This window comes from Afipia sp. GW823-FHT06G09, from assembly GCF_058794875.1.
Map to the genome: position 1 here is coordinate 1,209,245 of NZ_JBXAHF010000001.1, position 18,067 is coordinate 1,227,311.

The following is an 18,067-nucleotide window of genomic DNA, read 5'->3' on the forward strand; positions in this document are numbered from 1 at the left end:
GCCTTCCAATGCTGCAACCCTTTCGCCGACCAGAAAAAAACGGCACAGGCTGCCGCAACAAGCATGACCGTAAACACACGAGTGATCACCGAAGCACCTCTCTGTTGACGCCAGAGTCGCTACTCTTATAATTGGACATACCAAAATGGTAATCCAAACTGACTTAAAAACAATGGCAAAATTCGTCGCTGCAATCGCAAACGACTGACGCTACGCACTTCATGCCAGATCAGCCGCACCTGCCAGCCGCGCGCGTTCCCAGGGGGATTCGAAAATGAAACTATCCGGATATGATTACATCATCGTCGGCGCGGGATCCGCAGGATGCGTGCTGGCTTCGCGACTGAGCGAAGATCCAAATGTCAACGTCCTCCTGATCGAGGCCGGAGCCCCCTCCGCGTCCATCTTCGTCCACATGCCCGCTGGCATTCGGGTGCTCTATACGAGTCCGAAGTATAACTGGCAGTTCTGGACGGAGCCTCAGGCCAATCTCAACAATCGAAAGATCTACATTCCGCGTGGACGGGTTGTGGGCGGCTCGTCCTCCATCAACTCCATGATTGCAATCCGAGGTAATGCCTGGGACTACGACTCGTGGGCCGCGCAGGGCCTACCGTCATGGAGTTACGAGAACCTGCGCCCATATCTTAGAAAAATCGAGGACGCGACTTTAGTCACCGGGGAGAGAGATCAGGATCGAGGCTACTCTGGCCCTATCCGGCTGTCCTACGGCACTCTGCAACATCCCATTTCGAAAGCATTCATTGAAAGCGCGGTGTCGGCCGGCTTGCCGGAAAACAACGGCTTCAACGGTCCGTCCCAAGTCGGCGCGGGCTTCTACGAACTCACCATCGCGGAAGGAAAGCGATCCGGAGCCTTCAAGTATCTTGATCGAGCGAAGGGACGGCGCAATCTCACTCTTATGGCCAACTGCAGAGTTCGCCGGATCGCCATGGAGGGAACGCGCGCGCGGGGCGTCGTGATCGAAAAGGGAGGACGCGAGGTCACCATCCCGGCGGAGCGCGAGGTATTGCTGACATCCGGAGCCATCGGCTCACCACAGCTATTGATGTTGTCGGGCATCGGTCCGGCGGATCACCTGCAGTCGCTCGGCATCAAGCCTGTTCTTGATTCCGCCGGCGTCGGAGACAACCTGCAGGACCATCTCGACTGCGCGATCCGCATGGAGGCATCTCAGCCGGTGACGCTGACGCCTTATCTCGGCTTGATCAAGGGCGGCCTCGCAGGGGCGCAATATATTCTTCGTGGTACAGGCCCCGCAACGTCCCAGGGCGTCGAGGCCGGCGCCTTCTGGGGACCCGACCAGGGTTCATCGCTGCCGGAGTGGCAAGCTCATCTGATCGTCGCGCTCCGGAATCCCCCACCCAACGAACGCATCGCTCATGGTTTCGCGATTCGCGTTTGCCAGCTTCGGCCCAAGAGCCGTGGAACCCTGCGATTGCGGTCGGCCAATCCATCCGACACTCCAGCTATCGATCCTCGTTTTCTTTCTGACGAGTCGGATTTCGTCAGCATGCAGGAAGGGGTCAGGCAACTGTGCGGAATCATCGATCAGCCGGGTCTGAAAAAATTCGTCAAACGAAAAATCGACATCGATGCGTTTACCAGTGTCGATTCCCGAAAAAAATGGATTCGCGCGCGCGCCGAAACGATCTACCATCCTGTTGGCACTTGTCGCATGGGCGAAGACAGCAACGCTGTTGTCGATGGCCAATTGCGAGTCAGGGGAATCGACAACCTGAGAGTCATCGATGGTTCAATCATGCCGACTGTGATCAGCGGAAATACCAATCTGCCGATCATGGCCATGGCCGAGAAAGCTGCCGAGTTGATTGCAGGTAACAACAAGACGAGCCAATTTCAGGCGCACAACAGCAAAGCCCGGTCCGCCTGACTCCCGCTATCCGGCCCTAACATTTTGGAATGCAGAGCACACGGCTTGGCGCTCGCATCGCGAGGATGAATCATGACTGAGCGGCTAGAGCCGTATCGTGTAAAAGCTTACAACACCGCCAAGCTGTCGGAAAATAAGATGCACGACGACTCCGTGGCCCTGAAATATGGCTTCAAGGGCGGATTGGTGCCCGGCGTCGATGTGCTCGCCTACATGATCCACGTTCCCGTTGCGAAATGGGGCCGGGCATTTCTCGAACGAGGATTGATCGAAGCGCGCTTCGCCAAGCCCGTCTATGACGGCGAGATGGTGCTGGTTCAGGCCGAGGAGTCCGGCGAAGTGATGGCCCTGACTGTCGGAAGCGGTGAAATAGCAGCAACCGGAACAGCCTTACTTGCCGCCAAAGCGCCGTCATTTTCGCTCGCCGATTATCCCGACACCGCGCCTGTTGAGACGCGAACGCCAATCGACGCAGAATCCTATCGGCTCGGTAAGTGGCTCGGCACCGCCCCAAGATCTTGGCAAGGTGAGGTAGGCGCGGAGTATCGCGCCGAGGTGCGAGACGCTGAACCAATTTATGCGCGCGAAGGTCTCGTCCATCCAGGCGTGCTACAACGGATCATGAACAGGGTCCTTATGGAAAATGCTCTCCTTGGACCATGGATTCATGTCGGCAGCCGCATGCAGATGTTGTCAGCCGTGGCGGACAGCGACAACTTGGCCGCCCGCGCATGCGTAACAGCTAATTACGAGAAGAAGGGTCATTTGCTTGTGGAATTAGACGCACTTATCGTGGCCAACCAACGCATTCCTGTCGCCCATTGCCAACATACGGCAATTTATCAGCCCCGCGCAGAGGCCTTATGAGGTGCCATGCCAACCTCAAATCCCCAAAATGGGTGAATCGCCCACTGTTGACTGCCTGAATGATGTCTGCGGGCACCTTAACTGCTCTATTTTTCTGCCATCTCCAGTTCACGAACGACATAGAGATTTTCGATTTCCAGGGCATACTTCTTCTGAACGTTGGCGCGGCGAACTTTCATCGTCGCGGTCACTTCGTCATCGTCGTGATCCAGCTCTTTCGTCAGAAGATGGAATTTACGAATTTGCGAAACCTGCGCAAGCTGACCATTCGCCGTATCGATCTCTGACTGAATCAACTCACGGAGGCTTTCGTTCTCGGTGAGATTCCTGAAGTTGGTATAGGCGATGCCCTTCTCTTCCGCCCACTTGCCGGCGAGGTCGTAATCGATCTGGATCAACGCTGAGACATACTTGCGCGCCTCACCGATGACGATGCATTCCTTGATAAAAGGGCTGGCCTTGACGGTATTCTCGATTTCCGACGGACTGAGATTCTTCCCGCCAGCCGTGATCATGATGTCCTTCAGGCGATCCACAATGCGGAAGTGGCCATCCTTGAACTCCGCGACGTCGCCGGTATGCAGCCAGCCATCGCGGATTGCGACATTGGTGGCTTCGTCGTTTCGATAGTAACCGACAAAAACCGTATCGCCGCGCAACAGCAGTTCGTTGGAATCTCCCAGCCGCGCATCCATTAAGGCGATGCCATAACCGACCGTCCCCACCCGCCGATCCGTCAGCACTTGCCCCAGCGCAATCCCGGAGCTTTCCGTAAGACCATAAACTTCGATCAGCGGCACACCGATGGTGCGGAAGAAGTGCACGATAGCCGGCGAAATCGGCGCCGCACCCGTCATGGCAATGCGGGTTTTGCGCAACCCGATAAAATTCTGCAGCGCCCGAAAAATCAGCCAGTAAGACAGACCGAACCTGATCATCTCCGACAACGTCCTGTCCGCTGCGTTCTTCTCCGCAAACGGCTCGCACGCAGCATAAGCGTACTCGAACAGCGCCCGGCGAATGCTTCCGGCTTCCAGCAATTTGATATGGATGGACGAATGCAATTTTTCCCAGATACGTGGCACCCCGAGGAACATGCTTGGTGCGACTTCCCGCAGGTCTTCCTGCACAGTGCGGATCGACTCGCCGAAATTAACCAGCGAACCGAGATAGACCGGCACCATCACCGTCGTCATCTGTTCAGCGACATGACATAGCGGCAGATAAGACAGCAGGCTCTCGTCTTTCGACAGACTGAGACGATCCACCGAGGCGATCGCCTGCGCGCGGATGTTCTTGTAGCTCAGCATCGCGCCCTTCGGCTTCCCGGTCGAACCGGACGTGTAGATAATAAGCCCGATCTGCGCCAACGTCTGCCTGTCGATCGTTGTGTCAACGAGCCCCGCATACTTTGTCTCGAAGGCAGCGCCCAGCGCTTCCAGCGCGTCGAACGACATCACCTGATCCGGCGGATAGTCCCGGATACCCTTGGTTTCCACGACAATGATCCGCTGCAGCTTCGGCAACTCGTCGCGGCGTTCGAGAACCTTGTCGACCTGTTCCTGATCCTCGCAGACGATGACTTCGGATTCGGAGTGCGCCAGAACGTAGGCCACTTCATTCGACGGACTCGTCGGATAAACGCCGACTACGATCCCATCGACGATGTTCGCGCCAAGCTGGGCCAGCACCCACTCGATCCGGTTTTCGGACAAAATGGCGACATGTCCCCCTTTGTTGAGTCCAAGCGCGCGAAACCCAAGACCCACATGGCAGGCGCGCTGATAGTAACGCTGCCAGGTCGAAGGATTCCAGATGCCGAATTCCTTCTGGCGGATCGCCACGTCTTCCGGCGCCCGGCGTGCATTATCGCGCAGCATTTGCGGCAGCGTGAACTCTGGAAATGTCTCGCTCATGCAATCCTCACACAGCCTCAGGACAGCCAGCGCTTACGGCGCTTGTAATGCTTGATCCCGCGAAAGCTCTTTGTCTCGGCATTTGCCGCACCCACGCCGAGATAGAACTCGCGAACGTCCTGGTCGCGGATCAGCTGTTCCGTTGGCCCGTCGGTCACGATCTTTCCGGATTCCATGATGTAGCCGTAGGTGGAGACGGCAAACGCCACCGCGGCGTTCTGTTCGACCAGAAGCATCGAAACTCCCTGCTCCCGGCTGATGCGCGCGATGATGGTGAAAATTTCCTCCACCAGTTTTGGCGATAGTCCGAGCGACGGCTCATCCAGCAACATCAATTCCGGCTGCGCGATCAACGCGCGGCCGATGGCCAGCATCTGCTGCTCGCCGCCGGAGAGATAGCCGGCGCGGCCGGTGCGCCGCTCGAACAGCCGGGGGAAATAGGTATAGACAAGATCGAACGGCGTCTTCGCTCCGCTGCGGCCGGACATTGCGTAGGTCGCAGCAGTCAGATTTTCTTCAACCGTCAGATCCTCAAAAATCCGTCGCCCTTCCATCACATGGAAGAGTCCGCCCCGCACCAGTTGATGCGGAGCGAGACGCGATACGGAACTGCCCTTGAACAGGATTTCACCTGTTGTGACCTTGCCATCTTCCAGTTCGAGTAGATTGGAAATGGCCTTCAGCGTGGTCGACTTACCTGCTCCATTGGAGCCCAGCAATGCGACCACCGCTCCCTTGTCGACTTTCAACGACAGGCCGCGAAGCACCTGGACCGTCTTGTTATAGACGACCTCGATATTATTGACTGAGAGAAGGTCATTCTTCAGCGAAATCGCTGCTTGTTGATACTGCGCTTGCTGCATTTCAGCAAAGAGATTTTCTGCGAGCATGCTCGTCACTTCGCGATCTTGATCCAGTCGGAGACCGGCTTCATGGTCTTGTTCGCGCCGTCATACTGATAGACACGGCCGACGGGCACCGTGTTGCCTGGGATCGAGATCGGCACGCCGATGATGCCGCCGGTATCGAAGTTCTTGATGGAGTTCAGCGCCGCTTTCATGTTCGCTGCCGTAAGGTCCTTCTTGGCATCGAGCGTGCGCTTTACAGCCTCGATCATCAACATCGCGGTCAGAAAGCCCTGCGTATAGTACGTCGGCTGATATTCCCGGTGCAGCTGCCGGATCTTGTCCAGCATCGGTGAAGATCCCTCTGTATCAAAATAGTATCGATATGGCATCACGCCCATGTAGCCGTCAGCGACTTGAGCCGAATTCGCCCAAATCCCATTATCCATCGACCAGAATGTGCCCATGAACTTGCTCTTGAGGCCCAGCTGCTTCATCTGCGCCATGAATTCCGGCAGTGGTGCAAGAACGTAGCCGTGGAAGATGGTGTAATCCGGATCGGCACGACGCAGCTTGAGTACTTCGGTGGAGACGTCGATGCTGGTTGGCGGCGTCGCGATCTTTGCGACGATCTTCAATCCCAAATCACCCGCACGCTTTTCGGTTGCTGTAACCGGATCGCGGCCGAACTCGGTGTCCGAGTTGACCAGAGCGATCCTCGCGCCCGGCTGGGTCTTGGCGATGTATTCCAGCAGAATGCCGATCATTTGCGAATAATCGGGTCCAGGAATGAATTGAAAAGGAAATTCTTTCGGATCGTTCAGCTCGGTCGCGAAGGACGTTCCAGCCATAAGAATATTGCCGCGCCGGTTCAGTTCGGCATTGACGGTTTTTGCGAAGCCCGTGGAATCTCCGTAATAGAGGCTTATCTTCTCGCTGGCGGTGATCCGGTTAAATGCTGCAATGGATTTATCAACTGCGTAAGAGGTATCCTCGGGTATATATCTGATCTTACGACCATCGATTCCACCGGCGTCGTTGATGATCTTTACATAATCCTGGAATCCTACGTTGAGAGGAATACCAGCAAATCCAAATACGCCCGTCATCGGCATCGACGCGCCTATTACAATATCATCAGCGGCCCACGCCTGCATATTGATTCCAAATGCCAGGCAACCTGCTGCTGCGTAGGATAGAATTTTTCGACGCCTCGGAATGTGTTTCATTACTGTGTCTCCCTGTGTGTTATTTCTTGAATGGCCATAAATGAAAGAAACGTCGGACGCGGCGCCAGATTTCGGCGAGGCCCTGCGGCTCGAACAGCAGAAAACCGATGATCAGCAAGCCGAAAACGATTGTCCGGATCGGCGACAGTTGCGCCACCGCATTCGGAATGAACGTCATGTAGGACACCGCAATCTTGAGAATCTCCGGCACCATGGTCATGAAGATCGCGCCAAGGATCGCGCCGAGGATCGTGCCCATGCCGCCAACGATGACGGCGGCGAGGAAGAAGACCGAATAGATCAGCGGAAAGCTCTCCGGCGTCACGACGCGGAAGAAATACGCCCACATGCCGCCCGCGACGCCGGCGTAGAACGACGACAGTGCGAACGAGAGCAGCTTGTATCTCAAGAGCGGAATGCCGAGCACTTCGGCGGAAATATCGCGATCGCGGATTGCGATAAAGGCGCGGCCGATCCGGGTCCGGAACAGGTTGGCCGCGGCGAATACGGCGAGCGCCGTCAACGGTATGAACAGCCAATAAAGCTGGAACGGACGCGCCAGATCGTAACCGAACAGCCGCGCAGGTGGCATGCTCAGCCCTTGCGTACCGCCAAGGAATGCAGGGCCATTGGCAAATATGAAGTGCAGTATGAAGGATGCGGCAATGGTCGCGATGGCGAGATAAAGGCCCTTCACGCGCAAACTCGGCACGCCGACAACAAGACCGACGGCGGCGGAAACAAATCCCGCGACAACGAGATTAATGAAGAACGGCGTACCGATCCGGATTTCCAGAATAGCGACAGTGTATGCGCCGACGGACATGAAGGCCGCTTGGCCCAGGCTGACGAGGCCGGTATAGCCGGTGAGAATGTTCAGGCCGGTCGTGCTGACAATGTGGATCGCCACCAGACAGGCGAGATAAATCCAGTACTGATCCACGAAGAATGGAAACAGCACCAGCGCCGCGAGCAGCGCGACCATCATTAGACGCTGCACGTTGGTATCGAGCAGCGATTCCGCCTGGGCGTAAGTTTCGTGTACCGCGCCGATCCGCATCAGAGTCGCTCAATTTCAACTGTGCCGAACAACCCGTAAGGACGGATCATCAAGGCAACCACCAGAATGCTGAAAGTGACGAGCAGCTTGTATTCGCCGCCCATGTAGGTTCCGACCAGCGCTTCAACGACACCAATCGCGAGGCCAGCGACAAGCGCACCAGCGATCGAATCCAGACCGCCTACAATGACAGCGACCAGCACCGAGAGGCCAAACACGCCCATGTTTGGTGAGATGCCGCCGATCGAGCCAATAAGAATACCCGACCCGGCTGCCGCCATCCCTGCGACAATCCACGACACCGAGAACACCGCTGGAACGTTGATGCCGCAGGAGAGCGCCGCGCCTTGATCCGTTGCCGTCGCGCGGAGCGCAACGCCACCTCGCCATGTCCGGAAGACCAAAAGAAATACAGCGATCAGGATAGAAGCAATCGCAAAACACACGGCGATCTTCGGCGAGACATAAGCATCGCCGATGAAGATCGGCTTGGATGGCAGGAAACTGGGCAGCGTCCTCGGATCGCCACCCCAGATGAACTCGACAAAACCGATTAGCACCGAGCTCAGACCGACCGTAACCATGAACACCGAAATCGGGCTCTCGCCGAGCATCGGACGGATCAGGACGCGCTCGAAGACGCCGCCAAGAATGCCCCCACCCACCAATGTCAGGATAACAGCGAGCCAAATCGGGAGCATCAGGGAAATCGTTAGACCGAAGAAAAAGTAAGCACCGAGCATCAGCATTTCGCCGACGGCGAGATTGATCACCTTCGTCGCCTTGTAGATCAACACGAAGGCAATGCCGGTCAGCGCAAGCAATGCGCCCGACCCCAATCCCGACAGCACCACCTCGAAGAGAAACAGCCAATCCATCACGCTGCCCTCTCGCCTGCGATCCGACGCGACAGATCGCCGACGTCCCCCGAACCGAGATAGGCCGCAATCACGTTCGGGTTGTTCTGGATTTCTGCGGGCTTTCCGGCCGCGATCACCTGCCCGAAATTCAGCACGACGACATGGTCGGAAATGTCCATCACCAGACCCATGTCGTGTTCGACCATCAGAATGGTGACGCCCCACTCCTCCTTCACATCGAGGATGAAGCGCGCCATGTCTTCAGTCTCTTCGCGGTTCATGCCCGCCACCGGCTCATCGAGCATCAGCAGGCGTGGCTGCATCGCCAACGCACGGGCCAACTCGACCCGCTTGCGCAGACCATAGGAGAGCGACGCGACCGGCTGGTCACGAATATGTTCCATCTCAAGAAAATTGAGAACCCGTTGCTCGATCTCGGACCGCAGCGCAAGCTCCTCGCGCCGCGCGCGGCCGAAGTACCACAACGCATCGAGCACGTTGGTCTGCATGTGCGCATGACGGCCGAGCTTGATATTGTCCAGCACGGTCATGCCGCGAAACAGCGCAATATTCTGGAATGTGCGAGCGAGTCCGATCTTGGCGCGTGCAGGTGGGTGCAGCTTGCTGATGTCCTCGCCGGCAAACTCGATCGCACCCGCCGAGGGGCGATAAAAACCGGAAATGCAGTTGAACAGCGACGTCTTGCCGGCGCCGTTCGGGCCGATCACCGCCGTGATCGATCCCGGAGCAACCGAGAACGAAACATTGGTCAACGCCTTCAAACCGCCAAATGACAACGACAGACCGTTGACGTTCAAGTCAACGGAATATGATTCCGCTTCTCCGGACAACTACCCCTCCGTTAAATTTGGCGCTTTGCACGCTCTTAGGACTTATTGTTTTCGACGCTATCTCCGCATGATCCAAACGAATTTCATTTGGATGCTCCAACAAGTTCTTGGGCGAATTGCATCTATGGAGTTAACCGCTCTTATTCATCGAATCTTTCTCCTGCATTTCATCTCCGAAAAGCACGAGATGTCGCAAAGAACGTCTGAAAGATTCTGGTGAGTATCTGCATATCGGCGCAAACCGTCAGTTGACATGCAGATTCAGCAACGCTGTTCGAATGTCGTCGCTTGTGAGTTGCCAGTCATTTCCCAGGTTCGCAACGATCTCTTTCATGAATCCATTAGCGAGAGAGAGTGCCTTCTGCGAATCGCCAAGATACTCACTAAGAATCGCTAGAGACAGTTGCATCGGCGCATCGCCTTCGTAACCCCACTCGAAGAAGCCGCCATCATACGTTTTAATCTGGAGAGCCCGATCCAACGGTCGCCCATCGACAGTCACTTCCACGCCGTTAATCGTTCTCGAACCTTCAAACGTACTCATGCCCTTGCCCTTGTGGTTTCTTCCCCGCGAGCGAATAAAAATCGCTCAATGAAAACCCGTCATCCCCCCGCTCACAGCTGCTGGGGAAACCCTCGATATGCCAAAAATCCACCGTCGACCGGCAGCTCTGCCCCATTGATGTATGAAGCCGCATCAGTCGACAGAAACACTATTGCTTCAGCGACTTCAGGAAAAAGCCCAGTACGACCCAAGGGGACGGACTGCAAAAGTTTTGGACGTAACTCCGGGTCCGCAGATGCAACGGATGTGCGCATTGGCGGCATCCAACCGGGAATAACGGCATTCGAACGAATATTGTCCTTTGCATAGCGCCCCGCCGCAGATTTCACGAGCAGGAGTATCGCCGCCTTTGCGGCGTTGTAGCCCATGTGAACGTAATCCGCGCCGATCTTTCCAGCGATGGATGACGTGGCAACAATAGAACCGCCACCCGCCTGCGCGATCACCGGCGCAGCATGCTTAATGCCAAGGAATGTTCCACGAGCATGGATCGACATCAGACGATCGAAATAATCTGTATCCATGACATCGGGAATCATTCCGCTGATTCCCGCATTGCTAACAAGTCCGTTGAGTTTGCTATAAGTTGACACAACAGATTTCACGGCATCAATCCACTCCGGCTCATTACGGACATCTAGATGAACGGTTGATGCGGATCCGCCGTCAGACACGATCGACTGAGCAACGCGGGAAGCCTCTTCGTCGAGTATGTCACCAATCACGACATTGGCTCCCTCTTTGGCCATAAGGCGAGCCGTACTCTCTCCAAGGCCACTTGCTGCGCCCGTCACAAGGAATGTTCTGCCTTTTAACCTCATCGACTCCCCTTACTCCGCGTTGACATCGCCGGAACTCATTCCACCGATAGGCCCTTTGTTGTTGAGTTAGCTGTTACGTTTGACGTTGCCTTTGCGTTTGACGTCCGGAAATACCCAGATGGCAAAAACCACAAACATGCCGACCCCCAATGCCACTGCGGCGGGTGGGTATAGTCCGATGCGATAGTCATAAAACGCGATGCAGGCAGCGACGAGAAGAACGAGAGTCGAAATCACAAGCTTTATCTTGACCAACATGACCTTCTTCCTCGCTCACAACGACAGTGCATTTGCGAAATGTGCGGATTGGCCCAACATCATCACTGCCGCTGCTTGAATACAGAGCAAGACCAGCAATCCCGCGTAACTGTCGAGCCACCGCTGTGGAACGACGTTAAAAATGGCTGGCGCAAAAAGAAATATCCAACTCCCCATCAGGATGATGCTCGATAAACGAAGGGTGGATGCGGCAAATACAACCGTTCCTATCAGCAACAGGACCAGCAATATTGCGTTGCCAATCACGAGGCCAAATCCCAACGGCGCTGAACTATTTGCGCGAGCACCCAACGGCAGCAGACCAGAAATGATCAACCCGCTAAGAGAACAAGCCGCCCAAAGAATAGCGAAGCATCCAAGTGACCTGAGGTCCGGCTCAACCGAACGAGCAACCGAAAGCACAGCTTCCATCGCTTTCCTCCAACGTTACGAGGGCACTTTCGGTGGATTATCTGCCGGCCACTGCAACCTTGGGAGGAAGCTTGTCAGCTGCCTTCGCTGTTCGCCGCAGATTTGACTTCACATGTTCCCAGCTATTGCCATTGAAAACGTGACCAAAGAAGCCGCGGTCAAGATCGGACGTACCGTAAACCCAATCAAAGATCGGCGTCCCGATACCCATGTTGACCTCCATCATGATCGAGTGATCATGATGGGCTCGATGGTGTCTGCGGGCAGTATTGACGATGGGGCAATACACGAGGAACCAGTTGTCCTCGACATGACAGCAGAAATGAACGAACTCGTACCACATATAGCTGCCAATCACGCTCGCCATCACCAACCAGCCGGCGTTCGATGAAATGAGCAAACCCACGATCACCGCGCTGGGCAACGCAATGAGAAGCATCGTCGCCATTGTGAATGGGGGAAAGAAGGTCACGCGCCAATCCATATGATCGGCGAAGCGCATCTCGTCGTCCGTAAAGAACTGATGATGCTGCAGTGTGTGGCGGTTGTAGAGCTCCCGCAGCGCTCCATTACGCGCAGGCCGATGAAGCCACACACGATGGGCCCAATATTCTCCGAACTGATACGTCAAGAAAACAGCAGGAATGACGCCCCACTGCCACCAAGCAACGTCGCTCAAATTAGCAGAGCACACGTAAATGATGGAGAAGCCGGCAATAAAGATAACCGAGACATGCAGCCAGCCGTTGTACCACGTCGCAATCTGCTGACGATAAGTCGCGCGGAAAGCACGCTGCCTGTTGGACATAGATGAGTTTCGCAGTTCCATGGCGCTACCTCCGATCGAATACAGCCAGCCTGTATGCCGACATGTGAAATATCAGTTGTCGTCAGATAATACGGTCGTGCCAATACGCTGTCAAGTTGGATTGCAACTAATTATTAATCAGCCGCCTTCGAAATGTTTGTGTCGTTGCGATCGGACAAATGTGGGCTAAATGTGTTTTTGGATATCGAACAAGAAAGTCTCTTTTGATGCTTCGCAAAACTGACGTCCGCCAACGGCAAAAGCCTGTCGCCCCCGAGAACGCCGACGCTAATTCAGACATCAGTTTAGCTGAACACGCCTACCGCACCTTGGAGGAGCTGATCATCACCTTGCGACTGCAACCGGGGGCAGCTCTTTCCGAACAAGCTCTCGCCAGTCAATTGAACATGGGAAGAACACCGATCCGCGAAGCTTTGCGACGATTAGAACGCGAAGGACTTGTTCTCATTCTCCCTCGCAGGGGAGTCCTTGTGAGCGAATTGAATGTTCACAAACAGCTTAGTCTTCTGGAAATGAGAAGGGAGACGGAGCGTTTGCTTGCGCGACTATCCGCTGAACGCGCTACCCCTGAACAGAGAATGGAGTTCGCCAACATTGGCTTGAGTTTGCGGAGTTTCAGCGATGATGACGATGAGACGCTATTTAGTCGTTGGGACAGCCGTCTAACCGAACTTGAATACGAAGCTTCTCAAAATGAATTTGCTGCAAAATCCATGGCACTCATGCATGGCCTATCCAGACGTTTCTGGGTAAAATATCATAACAAGCATGCAAGTCTCGCCGAAACTGCCGCCCTGCATGCCAATCTGGCTGAACAAATCGCTCGAGGCGATACGAGCGCAGCAGCAGCGGCCTCCGACGAATTGTTGGATTACATCGAAGAATTCACTCGAAATACGGTGGCTTGACATCGACACTACCCGCTTGACGCTCCTATGAGCATTAGCGAATTCCGCCGGCAAGCCGTAAAATAGTATCGATGCAGCCAAACCTCTGCCCTGCGGCATGTCGTTGTGCTGAGGGAAAGCACGCCTGATCCGTGAGTCCGGTCTGGATGAAGCGCTCTGGTGGGCCAAATGTAGACAGGCTGGCGCTGCCGAATGTCGAGCTTTCCGAGAAAATTCCTGCCGAGCTTTACAAGGGAGTCGCGGCAATCTTTTTCTTGTGATGCGGTTGACGAAAAAATTGCGCTAAAGTGAAGGCGGAGGTCCGAAAAATCCAATCATCTTGATCAAGCGACCGTCGGGCCCGATTTCGCCGACGTCGATCGATGTATCTCCAAATGTGGCGTCAGCGTGCACTAGACGCCAGAGAAACCGTAGCACATTGTGATGCGTTTCAATGCCGCTCATGAACTCGAGATGCGCACCGGGACGCCCCATCTGCACTTTGGCGATATGACGTGAAAGATTGTCACGTCCCAAAATCTCGACATTTGGGTCCACATAAATACCGTTGTCAGCCCAGCAGGCGGCCAGCAATGCGTCGCGATGGGTGGTATCAGCCTCATTCCAAGCTGCGGCATATTTCTTCACTTTCTCGGCTGTATCGCTCATTGGCTTTATCTCTCCGTTCTTTTGAATGATAAGGTGTTTCATTGTCGTGCTTTAACACGAAGCACGCCAGTTGCCCGCCAAATTACGTCATGACGATCACTACAGCGGAGACTATTAGGTGCCGCTATCTTCTGGCACTAGGGGGTGCGCTTGGTCGCTTGCTCAGCAACCTTCTCGACGTTGAAACCGTCATAGTTGTCGAAGACGCCCATAAATCCCGCAACGGTCCCGTCGCGCATCCAGTCGCGCTGGAGCTCGCAATACATCTGGACGCGGCTTATGAGGTTCGCTCCAGCCTGCTCGACGCGCCGCAACGCTGCCTCATGTGCAGTCACGGAAGTGCCGCCTACGGCGTCAATCGGTACATATACCTCAAAGCCCTCCTGAATTGCATCGAGAGCTGGGAAGGTCAGACAGGCCTCGGTCCAAAGCGCGGTCATAATGAGTTTTCGGCGGCCGATCGCCTTCACCGCCTGCTTGAAGTCAGCATCTTCCCAGCTATTGATGGAAGTTCGGTCATAGGTAGGCAGATGACCTATTACATCCTGCAAGTCTTGGATCGGTGGTTTATTACGCCCAGTCGCAACGTTAACCGTCGAATGGACGATAGGAAGGTTGTAGTTTACTGCGGCCTTAGCAACACTGACGATGTTAAATACGAGTTCCTCGCGCGGCATCGAACGGATCGAAGAAACTTGGATCGGCTGATAGTCGATAATAATGAAAGCAGCGTTCTCTGGCGTGAGGAGATGATCGGTTTTAGGATTTCGAATTACTTCGCTAGTCATTAGCAGGTCCTTTCCTCGATTGGATAAATCGCGCAGGGAACGGGCAAATGCCCTTGATCATATGGAGGAGCGAGCGCGGTGCCCCTCCGCTAGAAGGGGCCAACCCCAATGGGAAATCCGCTCCTGAATTGCCTTGCCACCGCTGTGAAGAAGTGACCGCCGCTGAGGCCGACGATTCGGTCATATCCGTGGATTCCTGGCGGATTCATCATTTTTACCCGTCGCTACAGGAATCGTTCCGCCAAGCGCCAATGTTATTTCGATGGCGACATCCTGCACGAGCTTACCGAGTATAGGCAATCGATCATCGGGAACCCGCGACGCCGTACCTGAGACGGAAATGGCGGCGAGCGGCTCACTGCAATTGTCATAAATCACGGCGGACACACAGCGCAATCCAATCTGCGCTTCCTCGTAATCTACGGAATAGCCGCGCTGGCGAATGTCATGTAGAGATTTGCATAGGTCTCCGGCGCGGACGATTGACCTTGATGTCAACCTCGGCATGCCTTCTCGGTGAATGATCGCGAAAACGTCTTCCTCGGTGTAAGTAGAGAGCAACGCTTTGCCAAGTCCCGATGCAACCATTGGCACACGACCACCGACTTTGGTTACAGAGCGCATAATCTCGCGGCTTTCGAGACGGGTGAGGACCAACATCGCGCCGTTGTCGACGACGGCGAGATTTACAGTTTCGCGCGTTTGGTCTCGCAGCTTACGTAGATAGGGGATGACCTGCGTTAAGAAATTTCTTCGGCGAACGAATGTCGCGCCGACCGCGAAGCTCTGAGCACCAATATGCCAACTAGCTTGCCCGCGGTCGAATTGTACAAAGCGGCGCCTTTCTAATGTGATGAGTAAGCGGTGAATCGTTGACCGTGACAAACCTGTGCGAATGGCTAGGTCCGTCAGCCTATAGCCCTCATCGTCCTCGGCCAAGGTCTCGATCAGCAGCATTGCGCGATCAACCGATTGCACGCCACTGTCTTTAGCGTGTGCTTGATAATTGGATTGATCACCGGACTCGGACCGGAGTTCAACGTGCTTGCGCCGAGCAATATCTCTTTTCATCGCGTCGAATTCCGCCAATGGAATATGAAGGTCGCCTGGCCAGTCCAACTCTAGGCGAGGGAATTCCCAATGTGCTGCATTCACACCCTCGCGCGAAGGACACAAGGACGATATCAGTTATTCCAAAACCTTGTTTAACGGAGCTTTGTGGTTGCTCCTTTACCTAATATTACTAGATATTTGGCACCGACTGCCTTCGCAGACGCAAGCTTAATTTGGACAAGAACGAATTCTGCGAGCAATAAACCGTTATGGATAGAATTCGCGAGATCGGCGTTTTTACAAGAGTGGTCGAACTCGGCAGCTTCTCTAAGGCTGCTGACGACCTCACAATTTCTCAGTCGACTGTAACGAAGAGTATTGCCCAGCTTGAATTGCAACTCGGGGTACGGTTACTCAATCGCAATACGCGTGGTATCAGTCTCACCGAATTAGGATCATTATATTATGAGAAGTGCAAAGCGGCTTTGCACGAACTCGCCGAAGCTGAAAACATCATCAGCCAGAGACGTGTTCAGCTTGAAGGTACATTGCGAATCTCTACATCGGTTGCGTTTGGTCGACGCATCGTAACTCCTCTGCTTATTGATTTCATGAATCGTAATGCTAGTCTTCGAATTGATCTAAGTTGTGATGACAACTACGTAGATCTTGTCTCGCAAGGCGTCGATATCGCACTCCGCATGGGCCGACTTGCAGATTCTTCACTTGGGGGAAGATACCTCGGTCGCAATCCATGGGTTATGGTGGCTTCACCAGATTACGTCGAAAATCGTGGGGCTCCCTCTGAACCAGCTCAGCTGAATAAACACGACTGCATCGTTTACACGACCGTGCAGGGGGATGCTGTCTGGCACCTCCAGGAGTCAAATGGCATTTCTTTTCCTGTTTATGTTTATGGAAGATTGCGATCAAATAACCTTTCAACAGTCCTGGCAGCCACAGAAAATGGACTTGGAATTTCTATCTTGCCCCAATATGTCGCACAGAAGGCCCTTCGCCGTGGCCAACTCGTGCAAGTTTTAATAGATTACATTTTACCGGAGCAAGAATTACATGCGGTGTTTCCCTCGCCAAAATTGGTATCTAACAATGTTTTGTCTCTGATCAATTTTCTCAAACCGAAATTTCAAGGCGATTGGTGGTTTGATCTGTCGGCTTAGTGTTGGCGGAAATCCGTCAACTCCAAGCAAATCTTGGCTCGGGCTGCCAAGACAATCATGGGCTGCAAGTTTCCCAAGGCCACTTTCGCTTGCACGTCAGCATCGTCATCTGATTTAAGACATACAAGGTTACGGGAAGCAATTTCACTCACGACCGAACATGTTTCGTCACAAGAGTTGCTTTCGAATTCAGCTGCGAAAGCTCTAGCGCTTTAGGCGCAATATCCCGCAAGACCTTTGCTTGCTTTCAAAGCGGCGCTGAAGAAGAATCGAGAGGCGCAACAGTAACGGGAATTTCCTTGGAGACGATAAGCAATTTGCCCTAGGGGCGACCTACCTCGAAAACTGGCACATCAAAGAATTCAGAATGGAATGATCAACCGTCTCATCATCAAAATGCCGCCTCGGTACCTAAGTTTTTGACGGTAGGGCAACGAATGGACCAGCCTTACCGCTAAAGTTTGCGGATCGATGAGAAGCGCATGGTGAAGACCGGGCTCCTCATCGACCCTGCCAGGGTCACGCTCATTTCTCTCACGCAATCGACTTTTGATGGAAAGAAATCACCAGAGAACCGGACGGTATCACCTCTCTTCATTGCAGCCAGAGACTTAAAGAGCTGACTCTCCGGATCGATCAAGGTTTTGTCAGAAAAATCAGATACGGCGTTGTTCCAGGTCGATACCTGCAAGTTTGGGGCAAGCTCGAGGGTAACCACACCTTTGCCATCCCCATTTGTTGATTGATCCGCAACCTTCGCGATCCAGCCGGAAACGTAATTGCCTTGGAGGGCGTTGCAAACCGCCTGCTGTCTGCTGTTGCGAAGACCTCCTGCAGCCAGCTCATTTGCGGCCGCAATAAACTGGGAGCGCGCCTTTGTGACGGCCTCAATAAAACGGGCCTGATCAGAGGGAAGCGGCACGCTCGGAGCTGGCGGAGGAGCGCTTTTCCCGCCGCCGACCAGAGCTCCGACAACGATAAATCCAAGTGCACAGCCCAAGGCCGCCTTCACCGCAATATTCATGGACCATCCCCGCTTAC

The 18,067-nt window shown here is 54.4% G+C and carries 19 protein-coding genes; 4 read left to right on the forward strand and 15 right to left on the reverse strand.

The window, feature by feature from the left end; translation table 11 throughout:
- The first annotated feature begins 274 nt into the window (after positions 1–274).
- Complete coding sequence (locus tag AC1Q67_RS05950; RefSeq protein WP_002713042.1) at positions 275–1,915, forward strand: GMC family oxidoreductase; 1,641 nt, start codon at positions 275–277, stop codon at positions 1,913–1,915.
- Positions 1,916–1,987: 72 nt separating this feature from the next.
- The gene (locus tag AC1Q67_RS05955) at positions 1,988–2,782 is read left to right on the forward strand and encodes a hypothetical protein (protein ID WP_002713043.1); all 795 of its coding nucleotides are present in this window, start codon (positions 1,988–1,990) and stop codon (positions 2,780–2,782) included.
- Positions 2,783–2,868: 86 nt separating this feature from the next.
- On the opposite strand, the gene AC1Q67_RS05960 is transcribed toward AC1Q67_RS05955, so the two are convergent.
- From AC1Q67_RS05960 to AC1Q67_RS06010, 11 genes are all read right to left on the reverse strand, one after another.
- A complete protein-coding gene (locus AC1Q67_RS05960) occupies positions 2,869–4,698 on the reverse strand; it encodes an AMP-dependent synthetase/ligase (RefSeq protein ID WP_002713044.1) in 1,830 nt (609 codons plus the stop codon).
- Between the two features lie 17 nt (positions 4,699–4,715).
- Positions 4,716–5,588, reverse strand: a complete 873-nt coding sequence (locus AC1Q67_RS05965; protein ID WP_002713045.1) for an ABC transporter ATP-binding protein — start codon at positions 5,586–5,588, stop codon at positions 4,716–4,718.
- Positions 5,589–5,593: 5 nt separating this feature from the next.
- A complete protein-coding gene (locus AC1Q67_RS05970; protein ID WP_002713046.1) occupies positions 5,594–6,772 on the reverse strand; it encodes an ABC transporter substrate-binding protein in 1,179 nt (392 codons plus the stop codon).
- Between the two features lie 19 nt (positions 6,773–6,791).
- The gene (locus tag AC1Q67_RS05975; protein WP_002713047.1) at positions 6,792–7,832 is read right to left on the reverse strand and encodes a branched-chain amino acid ABC transporter permease; all 1,041 of its coding nucleotides are present in this window, start codon (positions 7,830–7,832) and stop codon (positions 6,792–6,794) included.
- The gene (locus tag AC1Q67_RS05980) at positions 7,832–8,710 is read right to left on the reverse strand and encodes a branched-chain amino acid ABC transporter permease (RefSeq protein WP_002713048.1); all 879 of its coding nucleotides are present in this window, start codon (positions 8,708–8,710) and stop codon (positions 7,832–7,834) included. Before AC1Q67_RS05980 ends, AC1Q67_RS05975 begins: the two co-directional genes overlap by 1 nt.
- The gene (locus AC1Q67_RS05985; RefSeq protein ID WP_009737320.1) at positions 8,710–9,510 is read right to left on the reverse strand and encodes an ABC transporter ATP-binding protein; all 801 of its coding nucleotides are present in this window, start codon (positions 9,508–9,510) and stop codon (positions 8,710–8,712) included. Before AC1Q67_RS05985 ends, AC1Q67_RS05980 begins: the two co-directional genes overlap by 1 nt.
- Positions 9,511–9,787: 277 nt before the next feature.
- Positions 9,788–10,087: a DUF6166 domain-containing protein gene (locus tag AC1Q67_RS05990; RefSeq protein WP_002713050.1), complete on the reverse strand. Its 300-nt coding sequence runs from the start codon at positions 10,085–10,087 to the stop codon at positions 9,788–9,790.
- 71 nt (positions 10,088–10,158) lie between these two features.
- Positions 10,159–10,929: an SDR family NAD(P)-dependent oxidoreductase gene (locus AC1Q67_RS05995; RefSeq protein WP_002713051.1), complete on the reverse strand. Its 771-nt coding sequence runs from the start codon at positions 10,927–10,929 to the stop codon at positions 10,159–10,161.
- Between the two features lie 66 nt (positions 10,930–10,995).
- Entirely contained in the window at positions 10,996–11,187 is a 192-nt protein-coding gene (locus AC1Q67_RS06000) for a hypothetical protein (RefSeq protein WP_002713052.1), read from the reverse strand.
- A gap of 15 nt (positions 11,188–11,202) precedes the next feature.
- A complete protein-coding gene (locus AC1Q67_RS06005) occupies positions 11,203–11,619 on the reverse strand; it encodes a hypothetical protein (protein WP_002713053.1) in 417 nt (138 codons plus the stop codon).
- A 37-nt stretch (positions 11,620–11,656) separates the two neighbouring features.
- A complete protein-coding gene (locus AC1Q67_RS06010; RefSeq protein WP_002713054.1) occupies positions 11,657–12,448 on the reverse strand; it encodes a sterol desaturase family protein in 792 nt (263 codons plus the stop codon).
- A gap of 206 nt (positions 12,449–12,654) precedes the next feature.
- Between AC1Q67_RS06010 and AC1Q67_RS06015 the strand changes: the two genes are divergently transcribed.
- Positions 12,655–13,356 (forward strand): GntR family transcriptional regulator, encoded by a 702-nt coding sequence (locus tag AC1Q67_RS06015; protein ID WP_002713055.1) that lies wholly within the window; start codon positions 12,655–12,657, stop codon positions 13,354–13,356.
- A 282-nt stretch (positions 13,357–13,638) separates the two neighbouring features.
- Here the strand turns inward: AC1Q67_RS06015 and AC1Q67_RS06020 are convergent, their stop codons facing one another.
- The 3 genes from AC1Q67_RS06020 to AC1Q67_RS06030 form a co-directional block, all read right to left on the reverse strand.
- Complete coding sequence (locus AC1Q67_RS06020) at positions 13,639–14,004, reverse strand: nuclear transport factor 2 family protein (RefSeq protein WP_002713056.1); 366 nt, start codon at positions 14,002–14,004, stop codon at positions 13,639–13,641.
- Positions 14,005–14,141: 137 nt separating this feature from the next.
- Complete coding sequence (locus tag AC1Q67_RS06025) at positions 14,142–14,792, reverse strand: hydrolase (RefSeq protein WP_002713057.1); 651 nt, start codon at positions 14,790–14,792, stop codon at positions 14,142–14,144.
- Positions 14,793–14,972: 180 nt separating this feature from the next.
- Positions 14,973–15,863 (reverse strand): IclR family transcriptional regulator, encoded by an 891-nt coding sequence (locus tag AC1Q67_RS06030; RefSeq protein WP_002713058.1) that lies wholly within the window; start codon positions 15,861–15,863, stop codon positions 14,973–14,975.
- Between the two features lie 251 nt (positions 15,864–16,114).
- Here AC1Q67_RS06030 and AC1Q67_RS06035 point away from each other — a divergent pair, with 251 nt between their 5' ends.
- Entirely contained in the window at positions 16,115–17,026 is a 912-nt protein-coding gene (locus tag AC1Q67_RS06035) for a LysR family transcriptional regulator (RefSeq protein ID WP_002713059.1), read from the forward strand.
- Between the two features lie 454 nt (positions 17,027–17,480).
- Here the strand turns inward: AC1Q67_RS06035 and AC1Q67_RS06040 are convergent, their stop codons facing one another.
- On the reverse strand, positions 17,481–18,050 hold the full coding sequence (locus AC1Q67_RS06040; RefSeq protein WP_002713060.1) for a hypothetical protein: 570 nt from the start codon (positions 18,048–18,050) through the stop codon (positions 17,481–17,483).
- Positions 18,051–18,067: the final 17 nt, after the last annotated feature.

Bases quoted from the DNA above. Each gene is read 5' to 3' on its own strand.
- AC1Q67_RS05990 (WP_002713050.1), bottom strand. From the start codon at position 10,087: ATGAGTACGTTTGAAGGTTCGAGAACGATTAACGGCGTGGAAGTGACT.
- AC1Q67_RS06035 (WP_002713059.1), top strand. From the start codon at position 16,115: ATGGATAGAATTCGCGAGATCGGCGTTTTTACAAGAGTGGTCGAACTC.
- AC1Q67_RS06020 (WP_002713056.1), bottom strand. From the start codon at position 14,004: ATGAGCGATACAGCCGAGAAAGTGAAGAAATATGCCGCAGCTTGGAAT.
- AC1Q67_RS06010 (WP_002713054.1), bottom strand. From the start codon at position 12,448: ATGGAACTGCGAAACTCATCTATGTCCAACAGGCAGCGTGCTTTCCGC.
- AC1Q67_RS05975 (WP_002713047.1), bottom strand. From the start codon at position 7,832: ATGCGGATCGGCGCGGTACACGAAACTTACGCCCAGGCGGAATCGCTG.
- AC1Q67_RS06040 (WP_002713060.1), bottom strand. From the start codon at position 18,050: ATGAATATTGCGGTGAAGGCGGCCTTGGGCTGTGCACTTGGATTTATC.
- AC1Q67_RS05965 (WP_002713045.1), bottom strand. From the start codon at position 5,588: ATGCTCGCAGAAAATCTCTTTGCTGAAATGCAGCAAGCGCAGTATCAA.
- AC1Q67_RS05955 (WP_002713043.1), top strand. From the start codon at position 1,988: ATGACTGAGCGGCTAGAGCCGTATCGTGTAAAAGCTTACAACACCGCC.
- AC1Q67_RS05980 (WP_002713048.1), bottom strand. From the start codon at position 8,710: ATGGATTGGCTGTTTCTCTTCGAGGTGGTGCTGTCGGGATTGGGGTCG.
- AC1Q67_RS06015 (WP_002713055.1), top strand. From the start codon at position 12,655: ATGCTTCGCAAAACTGACGTCCGCCAACGGCAAAAGCCTGTCGCCCCC.
- AC1Q67_RS05995 (WP_002713051.1), bottom strand. From the start codon at position 10,929: ATGAGGTTAAAAGGCAGAACATTCCTTGTGACGGGCGCAGCAAGTGGC.
- AC1Q67_RS06000 (WP_002713052.1), bottom strand. From the start codon at position 11,187: ATGTTGGTCAAGATAAAGCTTGTGATTTCGACTCTCGTTCTTCTCGTC.
- AC1Q67_RS06025 (WP_002713057.1), bottom strand. From the start codon at position 14,792: ATGACTAGCGAAGTAATTCGAAATCCTAAAACCGATCATCTCCTCACG.
- AC1Q67_RS06005 (WP_002713053.1), bottom strand. From the start codon at position 11,619: ATGGAAGCTGTGCTTTCGGTTGCTCGTTCGGTTGAGCCGGACCTCAGG.
- AC1Q67_RS05950 (WP_002713042.1), top strand. From the start codon at position 275: ATGAAACTATCCGGATATGATTACATCATCGTCGGCGCGGGATCCGCA.
- AC1Q67_RS06030 (WP_002713058.1), bottom strand. From the start codon at position 15,863: ATGAAAAGAGATATTGCTCGGCGCAAGCACGTTGAACTCCGGTCCGAG.
- AC1Q67_RS05960 (WP_002713044.1), bottom strand. From the start codon at position 4,698: ATGAGCGAGACATTTCCAGAGTTCACGCTGCCGCAAATGCTGCGCGAT.
- AC1Q67_RS05970 (WP_002713046.1), bottom strand. From the start codon at position 6,772: ATGAAACACATTCCGAGGCGTCGAAAAATTCTATCCTACGCAGCAGCA.